This window comes from Homoserinimonas sp. OAct 916 (genome assembly GCF_003260275.1).
In the GTDB taxonomy this organism is placed as follows: Bacteria; Actinomycetota; Actinomycetes; order Actinomycetales; family Microbacteriaceae; genus OACT-916.
Map to the genome: position 1 here is coordinate 422,561 of NZ_QJHB01000001.1, position 23,856 is coordinate 446,416.

The following is a 23,856-nucleotide window of genomic DNA, read 5'->3' on the forward strand; positions in this document are numbered from 1 at the left end:
TCAGCCGGCGCGCACGTGTGCCAGCGCGAGGCCGACCGGGATGCTCACGACGAGCACTGCCACCAGAATGACGTAGGTGAAACGCAACCAACCACGTCGTTGGCTTCCCCGTGCCCCCATCCAGAAAAGTATGAGCGAGAGGACGATGGCAGCCCCGCCGGCATCAACGAGGAATGGCTGCACGATGAAGGTTCCGGTGATCACCGCCGCGTTGCCCAGGTTGAATGCGAGCAACTCGCCGACCACGCGTCGCCGGCTGGGGCTCTCATCGGCCAGTTTGGACTGCCCGTAGCCGAGCCCGATCTGCGCCGCACCGCCGATCAATACCAGATAGGCGACCAGCCACATCGTGCGCTGGCTCGGTGCGGAGGCGGTTGCCGCAGAGATCAGACCTCCCACCACCACGAACAGCATTCCGAGAGTGATGAATATTCGTTCGGCGGTCTGTTTCTGCATGATTCCATGCTACGAGCACGCATCCGCCGGGCGCTCGGAATGAGGGCCCACGGGAGCGACTGGACGGCCAGAGGGTTTTTCAGCGTTCAGCATTCGACCCGACATCGTCTTCGGGAATGCGATCACGGCGTGGGTCGAAGGGCGGCAGTGGCGAGAACAGTTCGCCCACTCGATGCGGCCCGGGGCGCCATATCGACCAGCGAGATCTGCGTCAGCACGAGACGGTCGCCGTCGTGCGCTCGACTGCTGTTCTTGATAGTGATGTGCGGCCTGAACCCGGAGCCGGTGAACGCTCGTTCGTCGGGAGCCGCGGCAAAAGGTCGGACCGCTGCCACCAGCGCCCGGTGCATCGCATTCAGCGGTTCGTTCTCCTCGACGAGGGTCACGAGAACATTGTGGCGTCGGCCGAACATCGCGTCTGGCCCGGCTGTGCCCGCGATGGCGGGCACCGCGTGGGCCACCGCTGACATCGCCTCAGCAATCTCACTCGCGGGAGCCGCAGTCGCGAATGGTGGCAGCACGGTGATGTGCAGCGGCCAGTCCGACACCGCGAAGCTGTCGCCGGTGCGCAACGGCACCAGCGGCAGCACGATGACCAGGCGTGTCAGGGGTCGATTTTCAGAGTTGAAGTTCGCGGGGGCACGGCGGTGACGAGGAATCCGCGCGCTCCATCGGCCCGCACGATCAGGCATGGCTCACGGCGTGGCCGGGTGGATCGCCACGTCGCCAGGCGCGACACTGAGGTGCACGCAGCAACCCGGTTCAAGGTCGAGTGCCGCAACCTCGACGGCGGTCAGTTCGGCCAGAATTCCGGCCGGGTCGTCGGTGCGGATTCGGATGCCTCCGCTCACCGGCTCAAGCGCAATCACAGTGGCGGCCCATCGGTTGTCCACGGCTAGGAATCGGGGAGCTTCAGGCGCACCGGGCGATGAAGGCGCAGCCGAGGCCGATCCCGGTGCCTCGCGAATCACGTCGGCGCGTTCGACCCTCACCGCCGCCGGGCGAAAGACTCCGTGCACCACACCACCAGCCCGCGCCGGTCTTCCCGCCGGCGCCTCCGCCGATTTTTCACTCGGCGCGCCGGTGCGGCTCCTCGCCGGGACTCGGCCCGCCGAAGCGTGCCCCTGCAGCAACCGGCCGTCCGACAGCCTCATCGCGGTGTTGCCCTCTGGGTCGGTGGCCGTCAACTCGCCGGAAGCCAGGACACCCGTCACCAGGTTCACACCGACAAGATCGGCGACGAAGCGGTTGCGCGGCCTCGCCAGAACCTCGGTCGTCACACCCTGGTCGACGATGCGCCCGTCATCGAGGATCACGATCCGATCGGCCAAAACGATCGCGTCGAGCACATCGTGGGTGACCAGCACAGCGGCCGTGCCGCTGCGCCCCAATTGCTCGCGCAGAAGTAGTCGGATCTGCGGAGCCGACTGTACGTCGAGCGCTGCCATCGGCTCATCCAGCAGCAGCAGCGACGGATGGGCGGCGAGTGCCCGGGCAATCGCTACCCGCTGTTGCTGGCCGCCGGAGAGCTGGGCGGGCCTTCGTTCGGAGAACTCGGGCAGCTGCACCGCCTGGAGCCAATCGAGCGATTCCCGCCGCGCCGCGGCCTTCGGCACTCCCTGGGCGCGGCGCCCGAATGCGATATTCTCCATCGCGCTCAAGTGCGGGAACAGAAGCGGATCCTGACCGAGTAGCCCGATCCCCCGATGCTCGGGTTCCACCTGCACAGTTGGGTGGCTTCTGCCGGGGCCCGCCTTCGCGCCCTCCCTTCCGACATCGCGATGGCTGAGCACTCGGCCGGCAGTTGTCACGGTGCCCGACTCGAGAGGGAGCAGCCCTGCCACGGCGTGGAGGAAGGTCGACTTTCCGCACCCATTCGGCCCGAGCAATGCAACGATCTCCCCCGGCTCGACCCGCAGTCGGACATCCAGCACGAAGTCACCACGCCGCACGAGAATCGAGGCGTCAAGCGCAGCGGCATGCTCGTCTTCGGTCACGGTCGCAATCATTTCACGTTCCGGCGACTCGCCGACCGCAGACTGCCCGGTCCCTGCTCGCACCGAGGTGTGCGCCACCCCACTCATTGCGGGGCCCCACGCCAACTTCGCATCAGCAGCAGAATGACGATCGCGACCACGACCAACAGCAGCGAGAGCGCAACTGCGGAATCCTGGCTGACCCCGGCTCCGTTGAATGCCGTGTAGATCGCCAACGGCATGGTGCGGGTGACACCGGCGGCGTTGCCGGCGAACAGGGCGGTGGCCCCGAACTCCCCGAGGGCGCGCGCGAAGCAGAGCACGGTTCCGGCAAGGATTCCGGGGGTGACCAGCGGCAGGGTGATGCGGCGGAACACCGTCCAGCGGCCTGCACCCAGGGTGGCGGCCACCGATTCGAACCGGATGCCTGCGGTGCGGAACGCCCCTTCGACTGAGATCACGAGGAACGGCAGTGCCACGAACGACTGCGCGATCACCACGGCCGCAGTCGTGAATGGAATGCGAATGCCGAACCCGGCGTCGAGCACCGCGCCCAGCAGTCCGTTTCGTCCGAGCAGATAGAGCAGCGCGATACCGCCCACCAGCGGCGGCAAAACGAGCGGAAGCGTTGTGACAGCGCGCAGCACACCGCCGAGCCTGCGGCTGCTGCGTGCGATGACCAACGCCAGCGGGATGCCCACGATGAGACAGATCACGGTCGCGAGCGACGCCGTCTTCAGCGAGAGCAGAAGAGCACTGACCGCTTCGGGCGACGTGATTGCAGACGGCACCGTTCGCCAGTCCACTCGCAGAAACATGCCAAGGATCGGCAGGGTCAACAGGGCCAACCCGATAACAGCTGGAATATACAGCAGCCGCGGAATCTTTCCAGGGGCTACCGGGGTGTGGCGCAAGGCGCTGGACATCAGGGTTTTCCGAAGCCGTAGCCGGCAAGGATCTGCTGGGCTTCCGCCGACAGAGCGAATTGCACGAAGGCGTTTGCCACGGTTGGGTTCGGTGCGTTCGCGAGCACAGCGATCGGGTAGCTGTTCGCCGCTTTCTCCGCACTCGCAATCGGCACGCCGTCGATGGCGCCATCAGCCGCACGCACATCCGTGGTGTAGACGAGCCCGGCATCGGCTTCGCCCAGTTGCACCTTGGTGACGACCGCCTTGACGTTCTGTTCCTCGCTCACCGGGGTCAGATTCACCCCGTCGTCTGTGAGCAAAGTGTTGGCCACCGCGCCGCACGGCACTTCGGGTGCGCAGAGCACGACCTGCAGGCCGGGGGCGACGAGATCGGCCAGGGAGGTGATGTTCTTGGGGTTGCCGGGCTGCACCGCGATCGCCATCGTATTGCTGGCAAAGTCGGTCGCGGGGACGGCAAGCATGCCCGCCTTGTCGGCCCTGGTCATGTTCGCCTGGTCGGCTGATGCGAATACATCCGCGGGTGCTCCCTCGGTCAACTGTGTGACCAGGGTTGATGACCCGTCGAAGGTGATCGGGGGGATGGTGACCCCCGGATGTTGCGCCATGAACACATCAGCCAATTGGGTGAAGCTCGCCGTGAGCGAGGCGGCAGCAAAAATGGTGAGGTCACCGCTGAGTTCATCGGCGGCCGCCGGAGTCTCGACGGCCGGGTTCTGAGACGCCGGGGCGTCGTTCGGCGGCGCAGAGGCCGCAGAGCAGCCGGAGACCAGAAACAGGGCTGCCGCGGAGGCGATAATGGCGAGACGACGGATTGGGGCCATGGGGTCACTCCTGTTGGGTTTCGACGATGACCATGGTGGCCTTCACCACGGCAACTGCGCGAGACCCGACCTCGAGTCCGAGATCGCGCACGGCTTCACTCGACATCAACGAGACGACCCGGTTGGGGCCGCACTGCATCTCGACTTGGGACATCACGGTGTCAGAAAGTATGCCGGTGACAATGCCCACGAACCGGTTGCGTGCGCTGCGGCTCACCTGGGTGCGGTCTTCAGCGGCGTTCGCCACCTCTTGGGCGCGCGCCGCGAGGTCGGCGCCGAGGATCACCTGCCTGCCCGAGGCGTCCTCCTCAGCCGGAACCAGACCGGCGGCGATCCAACGCCGCACGGTGTCGTCGCTCACACCGAGCAGTTCTGCAGCCTCACCAATCCGATAATGCGTCATAACCACGACGATATCATCGCGAATGCGGGAGAATCCATCCCGAATGTCGGAAGATTCGGATACGATACTACCGGCGCGAATGCACAGCATAGAACTTCACCCCGGTCGGCCGTGTGGGATCCAGCCCGATGCGAGACTCGCGGACCTGCAGATCTGGTCCGGCCGGTGGAGGCCTGCATTCGGGTGAGATTCTCTGACTGCATCGCTCACCGCATGGCCCTTCGTGCCCCTTCAAGAAACACTGTGGGCGTTGCGATAGATTCAGCGGAAACCCTGATTGGGATTCATGAAGAGACGGAGTCGGATATCGCGCAGCGAACAGCGCCACGGACACCGGCGCGCAAGCTTGTCCTGTGGGACTTGGACTACACCCTGCTCGACCCGGCCGGGTTTGGCCATTCGTCGATTGATCTGGCTTTCAAGCGACTGTTCTCGGAAGACGCACCGACAGATATCTCGTTCGCCGGCCGCACCGACCGCGCAATACTGGGCGATCTCATCCGCAAGGGCGCCCCCGGGCAGGAAGCTCGTCAGGATGAGCTTCAAGAGCTCGTTGCGGCGCTCGTTGAGCAACGGAACGAGAACCTGGTGGAACATGGCGGAAGGGCACTGCCGGGGGCTCTCCGGGCGCTTGAACGTCTCAGCACAGAAGGCGGGATCATCCAATCTGTACTCTCCGGTAATCTTCGGCGAATCGGGAGGATCAAGGTGGACAGTATCGGCGCGTCGGCCTACCTGGACCTCGATGTGGCCGCATTCGGTGATCACCACGAGATTCGCGCCGATCTGGTTCGGATCGCTGTCGCGGCCGCCGAAGCAAAATATGGCCATGTTTTTGGGGGCCAGGACATAGTGCTGATTGGCGACACTCCGCTGGATATCGAGGCCGCGCTGAATGCCGGCGCGAACGCGATCGGGGTTGCGAACGGTGGCTTCAGCGTCGCCGAACTGGCTGCCGCCGGCGCAACGGTGGCTTTGCCAGATCTGCTCGATTCCGAGGCCATTCTGGCCAGCGTCCTCGGCACTCATCGATAGCGGGCCGGGGACGGCCGGAGAAACCGCTCACGGGGATACTAGGGTGGGAATCGTGAGCAATTCAGATAGTCATCCGCACGTCTCCCCCGCGGGCACCGCAGCTGCGCACACCGGGCTTCCCGCCCCGGGAACACCGGTGTCGATCGAGGACCACCTGGCAACCATCCTCGCCACAGTGTCGACCACAGAACCTGTTCGGATCCCGTTGGCGGAAGCCTTGGGACTCACCCTCGCCGCCGACGTGAACGCACTGGTGCGAGTGCCCGGCTTCGACAATTCCGCGATGGACGGGTATGCAGTCATCGATACCGATGTGGCCACCGCCAGTGCGGAGTCGCCCGTCACCCTTCTGGTGGTCGCCGACCTCGCGGCGGGTACCGACGAAGATCCGTTGCTCGTGCCCGGGCAGGCAGCCCGGATCATGACCGGTGCCCCGATGCCGGCGGGAGCCACCGCCATTGTGCCCGTCGAAGACACCGACGGCGGTGTTGAGACGGTGACAATCACACGCCCTGCCGCGGCTGGGGCTCACCTGCGCCTGGCCGGGGGCGATGTCGAACCGGGCGGACTCGTGCTGACTGCCGGCGACGAGGTCACCGCTCGCCACATCGCCGCAGCCGCCTCGACCGGGCACGCCGACCTCATGGTTTATCCGGCGCCGCGGGTGGGCGTGTTGTCGACGGGAAGCGAATTGGTGAAAGCCGGGGAGCCGCTCAAGCACGGCCAGATCCACGATTCGAATTCTCTGATGCTCGCCGCCCTTGTCACCGCCGCCGGGGCGACGGCGGTGCACCTGGGCTCGGTGTCCGACGACGAGGCAGAATTCGAGCGGATACTCGCCGACAACGCCCACCGGGTCGACGCCTTTCTGCTCTCGGGCGGGGTAAGCGTGGGCGCGTACGACGTGGTCAAGGCGGTGTTGTCCCGAATGGGCTCGGTACGTTTTGTGCGTGTGCCGATGCAGCCGGGCAAGCCACAGGGCTTCGGCGTGTGGGCCGACGGCACCCCGATCTTCGGGCTGCCGGGCAACCCGGTGAGCGCCTTCGTCTCGTTCGAGGTGTTCGTCAGGCCGGCTCTGCGCACAATGATGGGCTGCCGCGAGCCGCAACGGGCGCTGGTACCCGCTGTTGCTGCAGTCGGATGGCGCACCCCGCCGGGTCGCAGGCAGTACATCCCCGTCACCATTCACGCGGAGAAAGGCGTGTCACCCGCGGTGCGCCCATCGGCGGCTGGCGGGTCGGGCTCCCATCTTGTGGCGAGCCTCGCGGCTGCTGATGCCCTGGCGGTCGTCGAAGCCGACGTCGACGAGGTTCGCGCGGGAGACACCGTCACTGTCATGCTGGTGAGACCATGACCGATCCCGCCACCACCCCTGACCAACCGTTCACCCACCTCGACTCGGCGGGCCGAGCCCGGATGGTTGACGTCACCGCGAAGATTCCGACAGTGCGCGAGGCCAGTGCGACCGGTTTCGTGCGGTGCAGCGCGGCCGTGATCGAGGCCCTGCGCTCGGGCACCGCCCCCAAGGGCGATGTTCTGGCGGTCGCCCGGGTTGCCGGCATCCAGGGCGCCAAACGCACGGCGGAGATCCTTCCGTTGGCCCATGTGATCGGCGTGCACGGGGTGACCGTCGACCTCGACGTGCGCGACGACGGAGTGTTCGTGGCCGCAACTGTGCGCACGGCCGATCGCACCGGGGTCGAGATGGAAGCCCTCACCGCAGTGGCGGTCGCAGCCCTCGCCGTGGTCGACATGGTCAAGGGGATGGACAAGACAACCGTGATCGAGAACGTTCAGATCACGGCGAAGTCGGGCGGACGCTCTGGTGATTGGAACCGGCCGGCCGACGCGTAGCCCGCCTGCAACGATCGCGGTTGGCCCCACGTGTTCGAGTGTCCTCAGCGTCGGCAGTGCGCATCGAGTGACGACAAGGCACCCCACTGCATCGGTGACCGCGTAAGAGCGGTCCTTGAACGCCCTGATGCGTCAGTGGTCGCCGCCGTCGAGTTGGTCAAGAATGTGCCCGACCAGCGGCAGCAGCACCTCGAGACCTTCCTGCACCGCTTTCTCCGAGCCGGGTAGGTTCACCACGAGCGTGCGGGAGTCGTCGCCGGCGATGCCGGCAAGCCCGCGGGTGAGCACAGCCATCGGCGCCTTCTTGGCCCCTTCGCTGCGGAGTAATTCGGCGATACCGGGAAGCTCTTTCGTGAGCAGCGGCCGCGTGCCCTCCGGGGTGAAATCGGTCGGGCTGACGCCGGTGCCGCCGCTGGTCACCACGAACCGGGCCCCGTCACCGAGCGCGGCCAGGATCGCTCCGCGCACGCTGTCGACGCCATCGGGAACGATTCGCGCCGCCGAAACCGCGAACCCGGCCTCCTGGAGAAGTTCGACGGCGCGCGGCCCTGACGCATCCGCTCGTTCGCCGCGTGCACTGCGGTCGGAGACGGTGATGACAACCGCGGTCCTTGGTTCTGACGTGTCCATGGCTCCACCGTATCCGGCCCGCCTCACGTGTGCATGCCGCGCATTCGACATACTGTAGAAATCTTCAGGCAACGCGCTTAGGCTGGACACATGACTGCCCAGCCGATTGAATTGAAGACCTCCGCCGACCAGCCTGCACCCGCAACATCCGGATGCGCGTGCGGTGGCACCGACGATGAAGCGCTTGTTCTGGACACGCGGGTGATCCCGCACGCGATCCGGCACGCGACGATCTTCGGTGCGCTGGACTCGCTGGGGGTGGGCATCACCCTGGAACTGGTCGCCAACCACATGCCGGCGCCGTTGCTCGCCCAGCTCGAGCAGCGCCAACCCGGTCAGTTTGACGTGGAGTTGGCTGAAGAGGGCCCTGAGGTCTGGCGCCTGCGCCTCACCCGCACCGGTCGCTGACCTTCCTATTCAGGCCGCTTCGTCGGGCCGCTTCGTCGGGCCGCTTCGTCAGGCTGTCATGTTAGGTAGCCTCGTCAGGTGGCCTCGTCAGGCCGCCTCATCAGGCCGCCTCATCAGATCGCCTCATCAGGACGCTCAGTCGGGCCGAGCCCGGGAGAGCTCGTTGGCGCGTGGGCGCTTCGGCTGAACGCCGAGCAGAAGACTTCGGCCGCATACCTGCGAGCAGAATCTTCGCTGGAGCAACCTGTCCTCCACAGCCCGCCTTTACTGCGATTATGCACAGTATAAAATTGTTCTGACCAGCATTTTCATCCCTAACGAGAATGTCGGTGGCTGGTGCTTGAATGAGAGCATGAACACCCCGACCGGTCAGCTCGAGACGATTAGCGAACAGCTGATGGCACTCACCGCTGGCAACTCGTTCACCGGTCTGTCTGGTGAGGACCTGTTGCGGTTCACCGGGGCCATCGAGCAGGCCGGCCGGCTGGTGGATGCCCTCCGGGTGGCCGCGGCCGCCGAGATCGGGTACCGGTCCCGGTACGAACTGGGCTCCGCCGGGCTTTCCGCGCAGAAGGGCTGCCGCAACGCGGGCGACCTCATCGAGCGCGTCACCCGGGTCTCCGGGCGCACCGCCCGGGACCGCATCGTGTTGGGCGAACAACTCCGCCCGCACTCCTCCCTGACCGGGGACGAACTCCCGGCCCGGTTCCCGGCGGTCGCGGCCGCGTTGACCGGCGGGGCACTCGGGGTGGATGCGGCCTCCGCGATCGTGACCACCCTGCTGCCAGCCCTGCCCACGGCCGGGGTGCTGGCGTTGCAGGGCGCCGAGCACCAGTTGGTGGCGGCCGCGACCGGTACCGGCCCCGACACTCCCGTCCCGGCTGGGGCTGATGAGATCAGGCGTCAGGGCCAGGTGTGGCAGAGCGTCCTCGATCAGGACGGCACCCGGCCATCCGAGGAACGCGTCCTCGCCAAACGGGGCTTCGGTCGAGGGGCCGCCCGGGACGGCCTGATGGTCGGCCGGTACGCGCTCGCGCCGGACGTGTATGCGAAACTGCAACGCGTCTTCGACGCCTATATCCTCACCCGTACCGCGCCGAGGTTCTTCACCGACGAAGAACTCGCCGCCCACCAGTGCGAGAGGGATGACCGCAGTTGGCAGCAGCAACGCCACGACGTGTTCGCGACCATCATCGATGTCATCAGCCGCAGCCGTGACGTGCCCACCATCGGCGGGGCGCCACCGACCGTGTTGGTCAGTGTGCGGGCCGAAGACCTCGACACCAACCCGGATGCCCGGCGGGCCGCCGGGGGTGCCGGGCAGGGTGGCGGTGGCGGTGGCCGGCGGGCTGCCGGGCACGGTGGTGGTGGTGTCGGGCACGGTGGTGGTGGTCTCGGGCGCGGTGGTGGTGTCGGTCATATCGACGGGCTGGGTATCCCGATGTCGTTGCGCACGGTGAAACAATACGCCTGCACCGGCGGCACCCAACAGGTGCTGATCGGCGCGAACGGGGCGGTGGTGGCGTTGGGGACTGAGCAGCGGTTGTTCAACCGGCAGCAACGCCGGGCGATCAACCTCCGGGACGGCACCTGCATCATTCCCGGGTGCACGATACCGGCGTACTGGAGTGAGATCCACCACGTCATCCCCGACAGCCAGGGTGGGCCCACTCATACGAACAACGGTGTTTCGTTGTGTTGGTATCACCATCGCACGATCGATACGTCGGGCTGGCAGATCCGTATGATCGACGGGGCACCGCAGGTGAAAGCGCCCCGGTGGCTGGAAACGAACGCGAAATGGCGGCCCGCCGGCACAAGCCCCACCCAGCTCGCCCGCACCCTCGAACAACGTCGTGCCCGATCGGCGGGGCAGCCCAGTACCGGTCCGCCCGCGCGACCGACCCTTCGGCCACCCGGGCAAACCGAACCTGGAGCACCTGGGAATTCCGAGCGGCGAACGCTGGGAGAACCACCCCCGTGACCACCGCCGAGACCACTCGAGAGATCGAGCGAATCATGCGGTCGAGTGCCCGTCTCTCCCTCGAGTGCCATCGAGATGAGAGTCAGACCCACGCGTCGAACGGGGTGGGCCTGCGCTGGTCGCAGCATTGACTGGCCTTCAACGCAGCCGCCCGAAAAACCCTCAGCTCAGCAGGGAAACCTTCACTCAGCCGCTCCCGTAAGCAAGACCTCGACCAGACCGAGGCTGCAGCCTGAGTCAGATGCGCCACCCACCGCATTGTTACTCGGTGACGTGGAAGACTCCGGCCGCACCGCGCTCGGCATCGACCATCACGTGGTTCACAAAGGGATAGTTGCCCGCTTCCGGGAATGTGAGCTCGACGAATCCGCCCTGGGCAACCGCGAGGTCAAGTACCTGTGATCCGCCGGTGCCGGTGCTTCCGCCGTTCTTGAGCGTGTACTCGCCCTCCTTGAACACCGTGTCGAACTGGCCACCGATGACGTGGAACGCCTCGGACCGGTTGGGGCCGGGATCCAACACCCAGATGCGCACCTTCTCACCGACCTTAGCCGCCAACGGCCGATACTTGTACTGGTTCGCATACCCGTTGAACACCACCAGGTCGGGCTCTTCTGCGGTGACCTTGGCCGCATCGACCTCACCGCTCTGTGGGCCGAGGTAGTACTCCGACTGCAGCAGCACATACTCACGGTCGACCGGCTCCAGCCCTGCCGGGTCGATGATCACCGCCCCGAACATGCCATTGGCGATGTGGGCCGACATGGGCATGGTCGAGCAGTGATACATCCAGATCCCCGAGCGGGTGGCCGTGAAGACGTAATCGAGACTCTCTCCGGGGCCGATGGTGCGCATCGGCTTGTCCGGGGCGAGAGCTCCCGCATGGAAATCGATCGAATGCCCGATCGACCCGTCATTGGTGAGCGTGATCTCGAACTTGTCACCCACCTTGCCGCGCAGGGTCGGGCCGGGAGCCGTTCCGTTGTAGACCCACAGGCGTTGGCTCACCCCGGGTGCCACATCGACGACCAGGTCGGTCACGGTGAGGGTCAGGCGATGCACCGCGGCCGCCGGTGCAGGCGCCAAGGCCGCATCGTAGGCGGTGAAGTCGGCACCCGGTTCCTTCATCAGGTCGATGTCATCAGCGGCTGAGGAACCCCCGGTGGCACCGTCTCCCCTGTGTCCCAGGTGTCCTGCGTCCGGTGCTGGGGTCTCGGCCTGCCCGGGCGCCTGCGCCCCCTCGGACGGGCCGCCGATCACCCGCACTTGGAAGACCATGCCCAGTTGCCGGTGGCCGGTGATCGAGCACCACCCGTCGAGGTCGGAACCGATGACGCCGGCGTCGACCGTTTCGAAAGCACCGGGGGACATCCGACTCGACTGCACGCCGTTGGCCAGAGTCAAGTCGTGCACCATGTCATCGGCGTTGGTCAGCTCGATCACCAGTTGGTCACCGTAGGGTACTTCGATCACATCTGGGGTGAACCGCATGTCTTTCATCGTCATCTGCACAGTGGTGGTCTTCCCGGATGCCTCGACCCCAGACGACCCGCCGACTCCGATGCCTGCACCCGCCGGGTCGAGTGCGACCCCAAGCGTCACCACGAGCACCAGGGCGCCAGCGGCCGCCACCAACATTCCACTTCTGGAATGCATTTGGGCAGATGCCGCCTCGGCTGCCTCCTCGTCGGTTACCTTCACCCGAGCGCGCGGTCTCTCGGTCGGATTCGCCTCCGTGCGCACCCTGCGCGCAACGACGATGGCGCGCACAGCGAGAATCAGGAACCAGAGCAGCATGGCGTAGACCAAGAACGACACGGTCACCTTCACGAGGCTCGGCAGTGGCGCCAGGTACAGCAGTGAGCCGGCGTTGATCACCGTCACCCGGAATACCGCCGCCTGGTCGAGCACAGCGTTGGTCGCCTTCGTCACGGTCGGCCCACCACCTAGTACCACAGGCAGCAGATAGCTCATCGCCCCCGACACGATCTGCGCGACGAACCCGACCACGAATGCCGGCACCAGGATCTGCATGCCGTTGATGGCATCTGCCCAGCTCGCCGACGTGATGACCACGATGGCGAGTGCCGCGACACAGCCGGCCAGCCAGAGCAGGGCCATTCCGATGCTCCAGCCGGCGAAGTTCTGGGGTGGCATTTGCTTGGCCTGTCCGAGCGCGGGCACGAGCACCATGATCACGCCGGCCAGATAGACCAGCAGGCCGACACCGACACCGATCTGCAGATCGAAGACGCTGGCCGCAGTCACGAGTAACAGCCCGAAGACCAGAAGGGGCAGAGACCTGCGGGCGGCCACCTGTGCGGGCTCGGTGATCTTCGCGTGCAATACAGTCGGCCACAGCAAGATGACGGTGCCCAGCACGGTGAGGCCGACCCACCCGAACAGGTTCAAGCTGATGTGGGCCAGATAGAGACGGTCGTGCACCGCCGCTGTGACATCGGCTCGAGCCATCCATACCCCGAGTCCGACCCCCACGGCCAGGGCGAGGCTGGCCGCGATGTAGAACCCGACCAGTTTGCCGAAGCGTGACGGAAGCGCCGTCTTCAACTGCTGGCCGAGGCTTGAGGCGTGTACAACGGCGACCAGTCCGACGATGATCCCGCCGGCGAGCACGATTGCCCACTGGCCAGCGACGATCCCGGTCGCCACCAGCACCGCCCCGACCGTGTGCCCGGCGAGCCGGAGAGCGTGGGAGCGCCTGCCGAAGGCGGCCGGATGCCGAACCAAAGTATCGGCAAAATGCTGGCTCCAGATCAGGATGGCAGTGGTAGCGGCCCCCAGAAGCATCGTGTGCACCATCAGCCATCCGGCCTCGGGAATGCCGCGATGCGCAAATGCGACTACCGCGGCGACCACCGCCCAGGCCAGGACCACGGAGTTCATCAGCACGTACCAGGTGCTGCGCGGGATGGAATCGATCCATCCCGTCTTTTGAGTGTCTTTACCCGATGGCGGCAGAAGGGAGGTGTTCACGCCCGCCCACCGTTCGACATGGCGGGCGGCACATCCGAGACCGCATCGACAGTCCCAGCCGTAGCCGCGTCCGCGTCGTGCCTGGTGATCCGGGGCTCTCGCACCACCGCGGGCACACCGATGATCACCGACGCGGCGGCGAGCACCACGAACAGCAGTACCGCCACCACGTTGAGGATGCCGCCCCACTGCACCAATATCGGTGTGTCCGTTCCGTCACCGGCGATCACGCGCAACACGAGAGACAGGTTCAACAACAGCACCGGCAGGTACAGGATGGGCCGGTACGGCAACGGTTTGCGCAACACGGCCGGTAGGATCACCGGGGCGTGCGCCATGATCATCGACATGGTGAAGCCCAGGAAGATCGCGTGCAGCACCGCGTCATAGGCAGGCCCGGAGTCAACCGGCCCCACCACCAGCCACACCCCGCCGGCCAGGGCCAGCCAGAAGTATCCGGCCAGCAGGCAGGCGGCGATGTACCGGGGCAGGCCGGAGGCGCGCACCAACCGGGTGGCGACGTCGTACAACAGCAGCCAGACAACCATGGCCAGAAGTGCCAGGCCGGTGATCGGGTATCCCCAGTCGGGCCAGAGCAGTGTAGCGAGCGCACCCCCGGTGAATGCAAGCGCCAGCACCAGCACCCAACGCTGCGCGCGCTCGGTGATGACGACCACCCGGGCCAGTTCCACGCGTTCGCCCACAATCGTGAGAATGAGGAACACAGCCATCGACGGCACCAGGTACGGCACATCCACTCCGACCGCCCACAGCGCGGTCGCCGCGACTCCCATCACCGCGCCGAGTGCCTGGAGCGCAACCGCCATCATCGCCTGCCGCCGCCAGACCCCGATGTAGATGAGAGGCAGCACAACGCACCCCAGCAGCAGCGACCATTGCCCGACCCGGAGCGGCGCGCCGGTCAGCAGCAACACTCCGCCCACCCCGAGCAACGCTGGCGACAAGTACCCCCACCAATAGCGCATGGCGACGGCTCGTTCCAAGGCGATCACGGTGCCGATGAACCCGAAGACCATCAGCGGGCCGTGCAGGTCGGGCAAGCGGTCGGTGGTCACCGGGGCGGCCACGCCGAGTAGCAGCAGGCCGGCATCCAACCCCGCCAATAGGGCGATCGCGCCGGGAATCAGGAATGCAAGTCGCACGCCGGTGCGGGCTAGAGGTGAACGCCGCACGGGGAGGCTCGCGTCGGTGGAGCGCAGCTGTCCGGAAGTTCGCTTGATCGGTTCCGCGCCTTCCCTGCCGTTGACCTGTGAACTGGTCTGCAATCTCGGCTCCGCAGATGCGGCAGACTTCTTGCGGGCAGTCACGACTCAATCGTATCGAGTGAACCTGCAGAGCGTCCCCTCGTCTCAAGATCTCAGGATCCTCAGGCCCTAAGATCCTAAGATCTCAGGGCCACAGCCCCGCAGGATCTCAGTGCCACACCCCCTCAGTGCCTCAGGACCTCAGGACCTCAGGACCCCAGGACCCCAGGGCCGCAGGGCCGCAGGGGGCGACGATGGTGATCCCGGCGCCGGCCGATTCTCCCATGGCCACGAAGGCATCGCCCGCGTCGGCCAACCCGATGACGCGGCTGACGAGCAGGTCAGGGCGTAGCTCTCCGGATGCCACAAGCTCGAGCATGCCCGGATAGTCGGCTGCGGCCATCCCGTGCGAACCGTACACTTCGAGCTCCAGGGCGATCACCCGGTCCATCGGAAGGGCCGTCAGCGCGGCCTCGCCCAAAAGCAGGCCGATCTGCACATGCCTGCCCCGCCGACGCAGACAGTGGATGCTGGTGCGGGCCGCCTTCGGATGCCCGATGGCGTCGATGCCGACGTGTGCCCCACCCCCGGTGATCGCAATCACTTCGGCCCGAACTGCGGCGTCGTCTGCGGCATCGAGCACCACTTCCGCGCCCAACTCGCCGGCACGCTGCAGCGCCGCTGCTGACAGGTCGATCGCGATCACTCGCGCCCCGAGAGTCGTCGCGATCATGACGGCGGAGAGCCCGACCCCGCCACAACCGACCACCACCACCCATTGGCCGGCGGCCACCCGCGCGTGCACCCTCAGCGCGCGATAGGCGGTGGCGAACCGGCAGCCGAGCGATGCAGCTGTGGCGAAATCAACGGCATTCGGGAGTCGCACCAGGTTGAAGTCCGCCACCGGAACCGCGACAAGTTCGGCGAACGACCCCTGATCGGTGAACCCGGGTTGGCGCTGATCCGGGCAGACCTGGGCCTCGCCGGCCAGACAGTAGTCACACGCGCCGCAGCCGAGCACGAACGGGGCCGTCACCCGATCGCCGACCTGCCAGCGGCGCACGGTGGGCCCAACGGCCACAACCACCCCGGCGTATTCGTGGCCGGGAACCTGCGGCAGTTCGACCGGGTCGTGCCCCTGCCAGGAATGCCAGTCGGAACGGCAGAGTCCAGTCGCTTCAACCCGTACCAGCACGCCGTCGGCCGGGCAGGTGGGTTCTTCAATCTGTACCAGGCGCGGTGGCACGCCGTAGGCGTCGTATTGCAGTGCTTTCATGGCTCAGGTACGTGCGATCCGGCTAGCGGCGTCGCCGGGTGCCGAAGATTCCACGCACCACCTCGTTGATGATGCTCTTCGCCACCGGCGACCCCAACGCCTCTTCGAGCGGGGACTTCTGTTGCCGGGTTGTCGTCGTGCGCTTCGTCGTCTGACGGGAGGCGGTCTGGCGGAGGATCCGGTCGTACTCCGCCTGGGCCGCCTTCTGTGACTTGGCCTGCTCTGTAGCAGCATCCTTTGCCGCCTTCGCCTGGGCCGCGGCAGCTTGCGCTTGCGTCTTCGCCTGCTCCTCGGCTGCCCGTGCCGCCTCAACGACCGCTGCAGCGGCGTCCATCTTTCGAGCCAGCATCTCCCTGGCAGAATCGCGGTCGATCGCGGTGCCGTACTTGGGCAGGAGCGGTGATCCCGAAATGGTGGCCTGAATCTGAGCCTCCGGCGTCGGGTCCATCGACCCCTGCGGGGCACGCAACCTGGTCCAGGCGACCGGGCTGGGTGCGCCCTTCTCGTTCATCACCGTCACGATCGCCTCACCGATCGACAGCGAGGTGAGCACCTGCCCGAGATCGTAGCCGGAGGTGGGGTATGTCGACACGGTTGCCCGCAGTGCCTTCGCGTCATCCGGCGTGTGCGCCCGCAGCTGGTGCTGCACCCGTGAACCGAGCTGGGCCAGAATGTCGTTGGGCACATCTTTCGGGGTCTGGGTGACGAAGAAGATACCGACGCCCTTCGACCGGATCAGACGCACTGTCTGAGTGATCGACTCCAAGAAATCCTTCGACGCGGTGCGGAACAGCAGATGGGCCTCATCGAAAAAGAACACCAGTTTCGGCTTGTCGGTGTCGCCCACCTCGGGCAGGTCATTGAACAGATCGGCAAGCAGCCACATCAGAAAGGTGGAGAACAGGGCCGGCTTGTCCTGCACACCGGGCACCTCAAGCAGGCTGACGATTCCGCGGCCGTCGGCCGTGGTGCGGATGAAGTCGGCCGTGTCGATCTCGGGTTCCCCGAAGAAGACATCGGCGCCCTGGTCGGCGAAGGTGATCAGCTCCCGCAGGATCACCCCGACGGTGGCGGGGGAAAGGCCGCCCAAATCCTTCAACTCGTCCTTGCCTTCGTCGGTGGTCAGGTACGTGAGCACGGCGCGCAGATCACCCAGGTCGAGCAACGGAAGACCCTTTGTATCGGCGTAATGAAAGACCAGACCAAGGCTGGACTCTTGGGTGGGATTGAGACCCAGGACTTTGGAGAGCAGCAACGGGCCAAATCCTGACACGGTCGCCCGGATCGGAATGCCCTGGCCGAGCCCACCGAGGGCGAAGTACTCGGTCGGTGATGCCGCCGCCTGCCAGTCCTGCCCGATCGACTGCGTACGTGCCAGGAGCTTCGGGCCGCCTGCCCCGGGTGAGGCGATCCCGGACAAGTCTCCCTTGATGTCGGCGGCGAAGACCGGCACCCCGGCGGCGGAGAGCTGTTCCGCGAGCACCTGCAGGGTTTTGGTCTTGCCTGTTCCCGTGGCACCGGCCACCAGCCCGTGCCTGTTGAGCATGCCCAGCGGGATGCGCACCTGCACGTCGGCGCGAGCATCGCCGTTGACGAGGGCCCCCATCTGAAGCGCACTGCCGGCGAACGCATAGCCGTCGGCGATCTTCTGCACAGCTTCGTCACTGAGCGGGCCGGCGGTCGTATCAGATTCTGGAGCGGGAGATTGGGGCGCGGTTGGTGCCTCTCCGCCTGCCGATGGCGCCTCTGCCGGGGCGGGCTCTGCCGGGGCGGGCTCTGCTGAGGCGGGCTCTACCGAGGCGGGCTCTTCCGACATGGGCTGGTTCGGGGTGGGCTGCGCCGGGGCGGGCTGCGCGGCTCCTTGCTCCGAAACTACCGACTGCTCGCGACCCGCGGTCTCGGCCGCGGCCTCGGCGGCGGCCTGCGCCTGCGCGGCTGCCTCCTGGGCGCGCTGCACCGCGGCTTCGGCCTCTTCCTGCGCCTTCGTGGCCGCCGCTATTGCTGCGGCGGCGGCGGCCTGTGCCTGCTGAACCACGTCATCCGTCATGGGTTCAGCCTAATCACCACCGAGGCAGTCCGCCCCGCATACGGCGCACCCGCGCGCACGGCTTTCGCAGCGGAGTTCGCCACCCAGAAGATTCAAGGCCGCACCGCGTAAACTGCGGTCGTGGTCGCGATCAACCTGGGAATGCCCAAAGTCCCCGAAACCCTCGCTCCCCGTCGCGCGAGCCGCCAGATCAGGGTGGGAAACATACTCGTGGGCGGCGGCGCACCGATCAGCGTGCAATCCATGACGACGACCAAAACGACCGACATCGATGGCACCCTGCAGCAGATCGCCGAGCTCACCGCAACGGGCTGTGACATCGTTCGCGTTGCTGTGCCCACACGGGAAGACGCGCAGGCCCTGGCTGCCATCGCCGGCAAGAGCCAGATCCCGGTGATCGCCGACATCCACTTCCAGCCCAACTATGTCTATGCCGCCATCGATGCCGGCTGCGCTGCAGTGCGCGTGAACCCGGGCAACATCAGAAAGTTCGATGACCAGGTCGGCGAGATCGCGCGTCGTGCCCGCGCTGCCGGGGTAAGTCTCCGAATCGGAGTGAACGCCGGGTCGCTGGATCCGAAGCTCCTTGAGAAATATGGACGGGCCACCCCGGAGGCTCTCGTGGAGAGCGCGGTGCAAGAAGCGTGCCTGTTCGAGGAACACGATTTCCACGATTTCAAGATCTCTGTGAAGCACCATGATCCCGTCGTCATGGTGAAGGCGTATCGATTACTCGCCCAGCGCGGTGATTGGCCCTTGCACCTCGGGGTGACCGAGGCCGGGCCGGCGTTCCAGGGAACAATCAAAAGCGCCGCGGCGATGGGCATACTGCTCGCTGAGGGCATTGGGGATACCATCCGAGTGTCGCTTTCCGCTCCTCCGCCGGAGGAGATCAAGGTGGCCCTCCAGATCCTGCAGTCGCTGGGTCTGCGCGAGAAACGGCTCGAGATCGTCTCCTGCCCCAGCTGCGGTCGGGCCCAGGTTGATGTCTACAAACTGGCCGACGAGGTCACCGAGGGACTGAAAGAGATAACGTTCCCACTTCGAGTCGCTGTGATGGGATGTGTCGTCAACGGCCCCGGCGAGGCACGCGAGGCCGACCTCGGGGTCGCCGCCGGTAACGGCAAGGGCCAGATCTTCGTCAAGGGAGTAGTGATCAAGACCGTCCCCGAGTCGGAGATTGTGGCTACGCTGATCGCAGAGGCCGGTCGTATAGCCAGGGAAATGCCCGCAGCCGATTCCGAGATCGGTTCCCCCGTGGTGGCCGTCGGCGCCCGCTGAAGAAATGGAGATCAAGATGACATCTCGAGATCACGTGACACCTGAGCAACTGGAGACAATCCGGTCGATCATGAAAAGCACGCGCATTGCAATGCTGACCACCATCGACTCAGACGGCGCTCTGCACGCTCACCCGATGACAGTTCAAGACGCTGAGTACGACGGCGACTGCTGGTTCTTGGCGTCAGACGAATCGGATGCTGTACGACAGTTACAGGCGAACCCCAGCGTCAACGTGGCCTATTCGGGTTCGTCCCAATGGCTGTCTGTCGCAGGCAAGGCCGAGGTCGTGCGCGATGAGGCGAAGAAGAAGGAATTGTGGAACACCTTCACCGAGGCCTGGTTCACCGACGGTGACACCGATCCTTCAGTCATTCTGATCCACGTCACGGCCCAGTCCGCGCAGTATTGGGACAGCCCAGGCCGAGTTGTGACCTTGGTGAGCATGCTCAAGGCCAAGGTGACGGGTGAACAGCCGGAAGCGGGGGATTCTGCCTCGGTGGAGATGTGAACCTGCCGGTTTTTCGCTGAACACGCCGTGAGATAACTCAAACACGCAGCCTCGGCCGAGCCGGATCGGCCGTCGCCGGGCTGTCCGCGCTGGTCGGTGCGGCGAAGAACAAGCCGCGAAGAACCGAAACGTTCAACGTTTCCCCCACGAGCGGGCGCCTCCCCGACACCTCGATGCGAAGGTCCTGCCCGCAGTAGCCCAACACGACATCGTAGCCGGCGCGATCGAAGAGAACCGACTTGACGGTGCCGACACTCGTCGTCGCGGATGCGGCCCCGTCGACTCGCACATCGTTCGGCAGTATGGCCAGCGTTCCGGCGCCCGAGGCTGATTGCTCATGTTCGATCCGTTCGACCGGCAAGCGGGCACCAGTGAAATCAGTGTGGAACTCGGGGGCGCCATCCGCCGATTCGACCAGACGCCCGGCCACGATCGTCGCATCATTCAGGAACGTGGCCATGAACTCACTGGTCGGGTTCGCGACCAGTTCCTCAGGCCTGCCGACCTGCTCAACCGAACCGTAGTTCAGGGTCACGATGCGGTCGGCCAGCGACAGCGCCTCAGATCTGTCGTGGGTGACGTGCATGACGGTGAGGCCGAAATCGGTGACGAGCTCCTTCAGCTCCATTCGCAGTCGGTGGCGCAGAGGCTCGTCCAGGCTGGAAAGCGCCTCATCCAGCAGCAGAGCAGCGGGTCTCGTCACGAGCGCACGGGCGAGGGCCACTCGCTGGCGCTGACCACTGGACAGAGTCGCCGGCCGGCGCTCCTCGGCACCGGGCAGTCCCACTGTAGCCAGGGCGTCCGCAACCCTGCCCTGCCTCTCGGCCGCCGGCACCTTCTGGAGTTTCAGCGGGTAGGCGACGTTCTGCCCGACCGTCCAATGCGGCCAGATGGCGTGCTGCTGGAACACCATTCCGAGCCTCCGACGTTCCGGCGGCAGCCAGGTGGCCGGCCCAGAGACCAGTTGGTCGCCGATGTGAATGGTGCCGGATTGCGGCCGGATGAATCCGGCGATGGCCCGCAGCAGGGTCGTCTTGCCGGCGCCGCTCGGCCCTATCAGAGCGAGGAACTCCCCGTCGGCGACCTCGAGGGTCACATCGTGCACGCCGGTGCTCGTCCCCTGGTAGGTGACATTCACCCGATCGAGCCTAATTGTTGACATAAGACCGAACCGCTTTCTGTGCTGACTGGTCCACACCATCGCCGCGGGAGGCCACGACCCCGAGCCCCAGCAGCCCCACAATGACCACGAGCAGGGAGAGGCTGGCCGCCGCGCTGAAATCCCCGGACTGTTGGAGATCAAAAATTACCACCCCGAGCGTACGCGTGCCGGGAGCCGCCAGTAACACCGAGATGGTCAGCTCACGTACCGCGGTCAGCGCCACCAGCAGTGCACCGGCGGCGGCGGCGGGAAGGGCGGAACGCCAACTGATGTCGATCATCGCGCGCACCGCAGAAGCGCCGGAGATGCGGGCCGCCTCCTCCATACTGTCGGATGCCGCGGCAAGCGGGGCGCGCACCGATTGCACCACGAAAGCCACGAATGCGGTGACGTAGGCCAAGAGGATCACCCAGCTGGTGTTGTACAGGCCGACCCAGATCCCCGCGATGATCCAGCCGACCCCGATGACCAACCCTGGAATGGATTGCGGCAGGGTTGACGCAAGGTCCATCAGCACGTTTGTGCGACTGCGCGTGCGAGTGATCAGACTGCCGATCGCCAGACCGAGAATGCCGCAGATGAGCGCGGCCGAGATCGAAAGGACCACGCTGTTGATGATGCCGTTCAACGCGCCCGGATACGCGATCGCGTCAGTGAAGTTCGAGAACGTCATGGTCTGCCAGGTGAGTGGGACACCCGGCGCCGGTATCAATGACTGGTTCAGCAGGGCTATCAGTGGGAAAAGGGCAATCACCGCGGCCACCGCCCAGCTGACCACAGAAACCGGCGTGCGGCTGCGCCCGAGTTCTATGGCTGGCGGGGCGCCCCCGTCAGCCTCGAATTGCACAGAACGCGACAGTCTGCGCTGAACCAGTACGGCGATGACCGCGACCAGAAGCAGGACCAGGCCGATTGCGGCGACGACCTGCAACGGGTTGTCGAGCACGGAGGAGACCAGATATTTGTAGATCAGGGTCGACAGTGTGTAGTAGCGCACCGGAAGTCCGAGTATCGCGGGAATCCCGAAGTCAGAGAGGTTGGAGACCGCTGTCAGCGTGAATGTGGCTATCAGCGCCGGGCGGATGAGCGGCAACGTCACATCTCGCAGTGTCCTCAGCCGACCGGCACCGGCCAGCCGCGCCGCTTCCTCGAGACTTGTGGGCACGCGCCGGAGGGACGCAGAGATGATGATGTACGCCGCCGGGTAGGAGTGGATCGTGAGTAACGCAGTGATACCCACGGGACCGTAGAGGGAGAAGACGGGCTCGGAGCTGCCCACGAGCCCGCTGACTGCCTGGGTGATATCGCCCGATGGCCCGAGCAGCGAGAGCCAGGCGATCGCTCCGATGAAAGGGGGAACCAGGAACGGGCTGAAGTAGAGCAGCCGCAGGTGACGCCGGCCACGAACATCGGTGCGGTCCAGAAGCACGGCCAGGCCCGCGCCGATCAGAGTGGCGAGCAAACCACTCACCCCGGCCGTCACCGCACTGTTGATCGCCGCCTGCAGCACATCCCGGCCCACCAGCGCGGAGACGACGCCGGGGTTCAATGCCAGAACTACAACCGCGACCATGGGCAGCGCGAACGTCACGGCGAGACAGCCCAGCACCACGGCCCGGAGGGTGACGATTCCGGGGCCGTTCCCCGGAACCTGGCTGCGCATCATTTCTCTGGCACCGCTGCGGACCCTACCCGTCGAGCAGTGAATTGAAGAGCTTCACAGCAGCGTCCTGCTTCGCGGCAATAGACGCGATATCAGGCTCGAGAAGGGTGAGCTCCGAGAGGGGAACGGCGCCTTTTGGAGTTCCGACATCTTCGCGAACCGGAAGGTAGTTCTGCGCGACGGCGAGTTTCTGCCCCTTTTCGGAGATCAGAAAGCTCACGAACGCCTCAGCGGCCGGCTTGTTCGCGGAGGATTCGAAGACTGCGGCGGGCTGGCTGATGTACGGCACCCCTTCGGACGGATAGATGGTGCCGATCGGCGATCCCTTGGCGGCGAGGTCGCGCACCAGGTAGTCGACCACGATGCCGAGCGGGGGCTGGCCCTCCGCGATCGCCTGCGAAACCGGCCCATTGCTCTGCAGCACGGACGGATCGTTGGCGACCAATGCCTTCAACCACGGTTCGCCGAGGCTCGGAGTGTCCAGCCACAGCGCTGTGTTGAATGCGGCCGCGCCGGAGACGTCTGGGTTGGGCATGGCGATTTTGCCCCGGTAGATCGGGTCAGTGAGGTCTTTCCACGACGTGGGCCTCGCCACGGTCATGTTCGTGTTGTAGGCGATGATGGTGGGTATGATCCGGGTGCCCACGTAGTACCCCTGCGGGTCGACAACACTGGGCAGGAGGTTCTTCGCCTCCTGGGGCACGAACTTGGCCAAGAGGTTCTGCACCTTGAACTTCTCAAACGTGGGCGCGTCCGCGGCCAGAAGAACGTCGGCGCGGACTCCCCCGGCCTCTTGCTCGGAGGCAATGCGCGCAGTGAGTTCACCCGTGGCCGCTCGATAGAGGTTGACCGTCACATCGGGGTAGTCCTCGTTGAACGCCTGGATCACCTCGGTGATCTTGTTCTCCGGCTCTGAAGTGTAGAGGGTTATCTCTCCGCTCGGCGCTTCACCGCCCGGCGCTTCGCTGGCCGGCGGCCCGGTGGCTGGGCTCGGCTGGGCGCTGGGCAGGCTTGTCGCGCACGAGGCGAGCGAGACCGCGGTCACGGCGCTCACGATTATCAGTACTAGCCTGCGCCGATCGATCATGGTGATTCCTCCTGGTGGGGGTGTGCCACTACCGCATCTGAGACCCGAAGTTCTGGGTCGTGAACCGTGAGCTC

At 65.8% G+C, this 23,856-nt stretch carries 21 protein-coding genes; 7 read left to right on the forward strand and 14 right to left on the reverse strand.

Features of this window, described 5'->3' with window-relative positions; genetic code table 11:
• The 6 genes from DL891_RS01755 to DL891_RS01780 all read right to left on the reverse strand — a co-directional run bounded on the left by DL891_RS01755 (window position 1) and on the right by DL891_RS01780 (window position 4,585).
• Window positions 1-456, reverse strand: a complete 456-nt coding sequence (locus tag DL891_RS01755) for a hypothetical protein (RefSeq protein ID WP_111718670.1) — start codon at window positions 454-456, stop codon at window positions 1-3.
• 122 nt (window positions 457-578) lie between these two features.
• Window positions 579-1,148 (reverse strand): 2'-5' RNA ligase family protein, encoded by a 570-nt coding sequence (locus DL891_RS01760; protein ID WP_111718671.1) that lies wholly within the window; start codon window positions 1,146-1,148, stop codon window positions 579-581.
• Between the two features lie 3 nt (window positions 1,149-1,151).
• The gene (locus tag DL891_RS01765) at window positions 1,152-2,531 is read right to left on the reverse strand and encodes an ABC transporter ATP-binding protein (protein ID WP_157962352.1); all 1,380 of its coding nucleotides are present in this window, start codon (window positions 2,529-2,531) and stop codon (window positions 1,152-1,154) included.
• A 5-nt stretch (window positions 2,532-2,536) separates the two neighbouring features.
• Entirely contained in the window at window positions 2,537-3,358 is an 822-nt protein-coding gene (locus DL891_RS01770; RefSeq protein WP_111718673.1) for an ABC transporter permease, read from the reverse strand.
• Window positions 3,358-4,182 (reverse strand): molybdate ABC transporter substrate-binding protein, encoded by an 825-nt coding sequence (gene modA / locus DL891_RS01775; RefSeq protein WP_111718674.1) that lies wholly within the window; start codon window positions 4,180-4,182, stop codon window positions 3,358-3,360. Before modA ends, DL891_RS01770 begins: the two co-directional genes overlap by 1 nt.
• 4 nt (window positions 4,183-4,186) lie before the next feature.
• Window positions 4,187-4,585: a molybdopterin-binding protein gene (locus tag DL891_RS01780; protein WP_111718825.1), complete on the reverse strand. Its 399-nt coding sequence runs from the start codon at window positions 4,583-4,585 to the stop codon at window positions 4,187-4,189.
• A gap of 213 nt (window positions 4,586-4,798) precedes the next feature.
• Here DL891_RS01780 and DL891_RS17420 point away from each other — a divergent pair, with 213 nt between their 5' ends.
• Genes DL891_RS17420 through moaC form a run of 3 tightly spaced genes read left to right on the forward strand, consistent with a single transcriptional unit; the run spans window position 4,799 to window position 7,474 of the window.
• Entirely contained in the window at window positions 4,799-5,620 is an 822-nt protein-coding gene (locus DL891_RS17420; protein WP_368665612.1) for a haloacid dehalogenase-like hydrolase, read from the forward strand.
• A gap of 52 nt (window positions 5,621-5,672) precedes the next feature.
• Window positions 5,673-6,974 (forward strand): gephyrin-like molybdotransferase Glp, encoded by a 1,302-nt coding sequence (glp, locus tag DL891_RS01790; RefSeq protein WP_232818957.1) that lies wholly within the window; start codon window positions 5,673-5,675, stop codon window positions 6,972-6,974.
• On the forward strand, window positions 6,971-7,474 hold the full coding sequence (gene moaC / locus DL891_RS01795; protein WP_111718676.1) for a cyclic pyranopterin monophosphate synthase MoaC: 504 nt from the start codon (window positions 6,971-6,973) through the stop codon (window positions 7,472-7,474). Before glp ends, moaC begins: the two co-directional genes overlap by 4 nt.
• 132 nt (window positions 7,475-7,606) lie before the next feature.
• Here moaC and DL891_RS01800 read toward each other — a convergent pair whose 3' ends face one another.
• Window positions 7,607-8,104: a molybdenum cofactor biosynthesis protein B gene (locus tag DL891_RS01800; RefSeq protein ID WP_111718677.1), complete on the reverse strand. Its 498-nt coding sequence runs from the start codon at window positions 8,102-8,104 to the stop codon at window positions 7,607-7,609.
• 90 nt (window positions 8,105-8,194) lie between these two features.
• Here DL891_RS01800 and DL891_RS01805 point away from each other — a divergent pair, with 90 nt between their 5' ends.
• Window positions 8,195-8,512: a DUF2249 domain-containing protein gene (locus tag DL891_RS01805; protein ID WP_111718678.1), complete on the forward strand. Its 318-nt coding sequence runs from the start codon at window positions 8,195-8,197 to the stop codon at window positions 8,510-8,512.
• Window positions 8,513-8,864: 352 nt separating this feature from the next.
• Window positions 8,865-10,496, forward strand: coding sequence for an HNH endonuclease signature motif containing protein (locus DL891_RS01810; RefSeq protein WP_111718679.1), 1,632 nt, complete (start codon window positions 8,865-8,867; stop codon window positions 10,494-10,496).
• Window positions 10,497-10,757: 261 nt separating this feature from the next.
• Here the strand turns inward: DL891_RS01810 and DL891_RS01815 are convergent, their stop codons facing one another.
• The 4 genes from DL891_RS01815 to DL891_RS01830 all read right to left on the reverse strand — a co-directional run bounded on the left by DL891_RS01815 (window position 10,758) and on the right by DL891_RS01830 (window position 18,078).
• Window positions 10,758-13,490 (reverse strand): multicopper oxidase domain-containing protein, encoded by a 2,733-nt coding sequence (locus tag DL891_RS01815; protein ID WP_232818958.1) that lies wholly within the window; start codon window positions 13,488-13,490, stop codon window positions 10,758-10,760.
• Window positions 13,487-14,818: a hypothetical protein gene (locus DL891_RS01820; protein ID WP_198668724.1), complete on the reverse strand. Its 1,332-nt coding sequence runs from the start codon at window positions 14,816-14,818 to the stop codon at window positions 13,487-13,489. Before DL891_RS01820 ends, DL891_RS01815 begins: the two co-directional genes overlap by 4 nt.
• A gap of 130 nt (window positions 14,819-14,948) precedes the next feature.
• The gene (locus tag DL891_RS01825) at window positions 14,949-16,031 is read right to left on the reverse strand and encodes an alcohol dehydrogenase catalytic domain-containing protein (RefSeq protein WP_111718680.1); all 1,083 of its coding nucleotides are present in this window, start codon (window positions 16,029-16,031) and stop codon (window positions 14,949-14,951) included.
• A 22-nt stretch (window positions 16,032-16,053) separates the two neighbouring features.
• A complete protein-coding gene (locus DL891_RS01830) occupies window positions 16,054-18,078 on the reverse strand; it encodes a helicase HerA-like domain-containing protein (RefSeq protein WP_111718681.1) in 2,025 nt (674 codons plus the stop codon).
• A 120-nt stretch (window positions 18,079-18,198) separates the two neighbouring features.
• Here DL891_RS01830 and ispG point away from each other — a divergent pair, with 120 nt between their 5' ends.
• Window positions 18,199-19,359 carry a flavodoxin-dependent (E)-4-hydroxy-3-methylbut-2-enyl-diphosphate synthase gene (gene ispG / locus DL891_RS01835; RefSeq protein ID WP_198668725.1) on the forward strand — a complete coding sequence of 387 codons (1,161 nt, stop codon included), beginning with the start codon at window positions 18,199-18,201 and terminating at the stop codon, window positions 19,357-19,359.
• A 16-nt stretch (window positions 19,360-19,375) separates the two neighbouring features.
• Entirely contained in the window at window positions 19,376-19,870 is a 495-nt protein-coding gene (locus DL891_RS01840; protein ID WP_111718829.1) for a pyridoxamine 5'-phosphate oxidase family protein, read from the forward strand.
• A gap of 37 nt (window positions 19,871-19,907) precedes the next feature.
• Here DL891_RS01840 and DL891_RS01845 read toward each other — a convergent pair whose 3' ends face one another.
• Genes DL891_RS01845 through DL891_RS01855 form a run of 3 tightly spaced genes read right to left on the reverse strand, consistent with a single transcriptional unit; the run spans window position 19,908 to window position 23,782 of the window.
• Entirely contained in the window at window positions 19,908-21,008 is a 1,101-nt protein-coding gene (locus DL891_RS01845) for an ABC transporter ATP-binding protein (protein WP_198668726.1), read from the reverse strand.
• Between the two features lie 10 nt (window positions 21,009-21,018).
• Complete coding sequence (locus tag DL891_RS01850) at window positions 21,019-22,698, reverse strand: iron ABC transporter permease (protein WP_232818959.1); 1,680 nt, start codon at window positions 22,696-22,698, stop codon at window positions 21,019-21,021.
• 22 nt (window positions 22,699-22,720) lie between these two features.
• Window positions 22,721-23,782, reverse strand: coding sequence for an ABC transporter substrate-binding protein (locus DL891_RS01855; RefSeq protein WP_111718683.1), 1,062 nt, complete (start codon window positions 23,780-23,782; stop codon window positions 22,721-22,723).
• Window positions 23,783-23,856 lie beyond the last annotated feature (74 nt).

Coding starts and splice junctions, on each gene's coding strand:
- DL891_RS01755 (WP_111718670.1), bottom strand. CDS start 456: ATGCAGAAACAGACCGCCGAACGAATATTCATCACTCTCGGAATGCTG.
- DL891_RS01760 (WP_111718671.1), bottom strand. CDS start 1,148: ATGCCTGATCGTGCGGGCCGATGGAGCGCGCGGATTCCTCGTCACCGC.
- DL891_RS01770 (WP_111718673.1), bottom strand. CDS start 3,358: ATGTCCAGCGCCTTGCGCCACACCCCGGTAGCCCCTGGAAAGATTCCG.
- modA (WP_111718674.1), bottom strand. CDS start 4,182: ATGGCCCCAATCCGTCGTCTCGCCATTATCGCCTCCGCGGCAGCCCTG.
- DL891_RS01780 (WP_111718825.1), bottom strand. CDS start 4,585: ATGACGCATTATCGGATTGGTGAGGCTGCAGAACTGCTCGGTGTGAGC.
- DL891_RS17420 (WP_368665612.1), top strand. CDS start 4,799: ATGGCCCTTCGTGCCCCTTCAAGAAACACTGTGGGCGTTGCGATAGAT.
- moaC (WP_111718676.1), top strand. CDS start 6,971: ATGACCGATCCCGCCACCACCCCTGACCAACCGTTCACCCACCTCGAC.
- DL891_RS01800 (WP_111718677.1), bottom strand. CDS start 8,104: ATGGACACGTCAGAACCAAGGACCGCGGTTGTCATCACCGTCTCCGAC.
- DL891_RS01805 (WP_111718678.1), top strand. CDS start 8,195: ATGACTGCCCAGCCGATTGAATTGAAGACCTCCGCCGACCAGCCTGCA.
- DL891_RS01810 (WP_111718679.1), top strand. CDS start 8,865: ATGAACACCCCGACCGGTCAGCTCGAGACGATTAGCGAACAGCTGATG.
- DL891_RS01825 (WP_111718680.1), bottom strand. CDS start 16,031: ATGAAAGCACTGCAATACGACGCCTACGGCGTGCCACCGCGCCTGGTA.
- DL891_RS01830 (WP_111718681.1), bottom strand. CDS start 18,078: ATGACGGATGACGTGGTTCAGCAGGCACAGGCCGCCGCCGCCGCAGCA.
- DL891_RS01840 (WP_111718829.1), top strand. CDS start 19,376: ATGACATCTCGAGATCACGTGACACCTGAGCAACTGGAGACAATCCGG.
- DL891_RS01850 (WP_232818959.1), bottom strand. CDS start 22,698: ATGATGCGCAGCCAGGTTCCGGGGAACGGCCCCGGAATCGTCACCCTC.
- DL891_RS01855 (WP_111718683.1), bottom strand. CDS start 23,782: ATGATCGATCGGCGCAGGCTAGTACTGATAATCGTGAGCGCCGTGACC.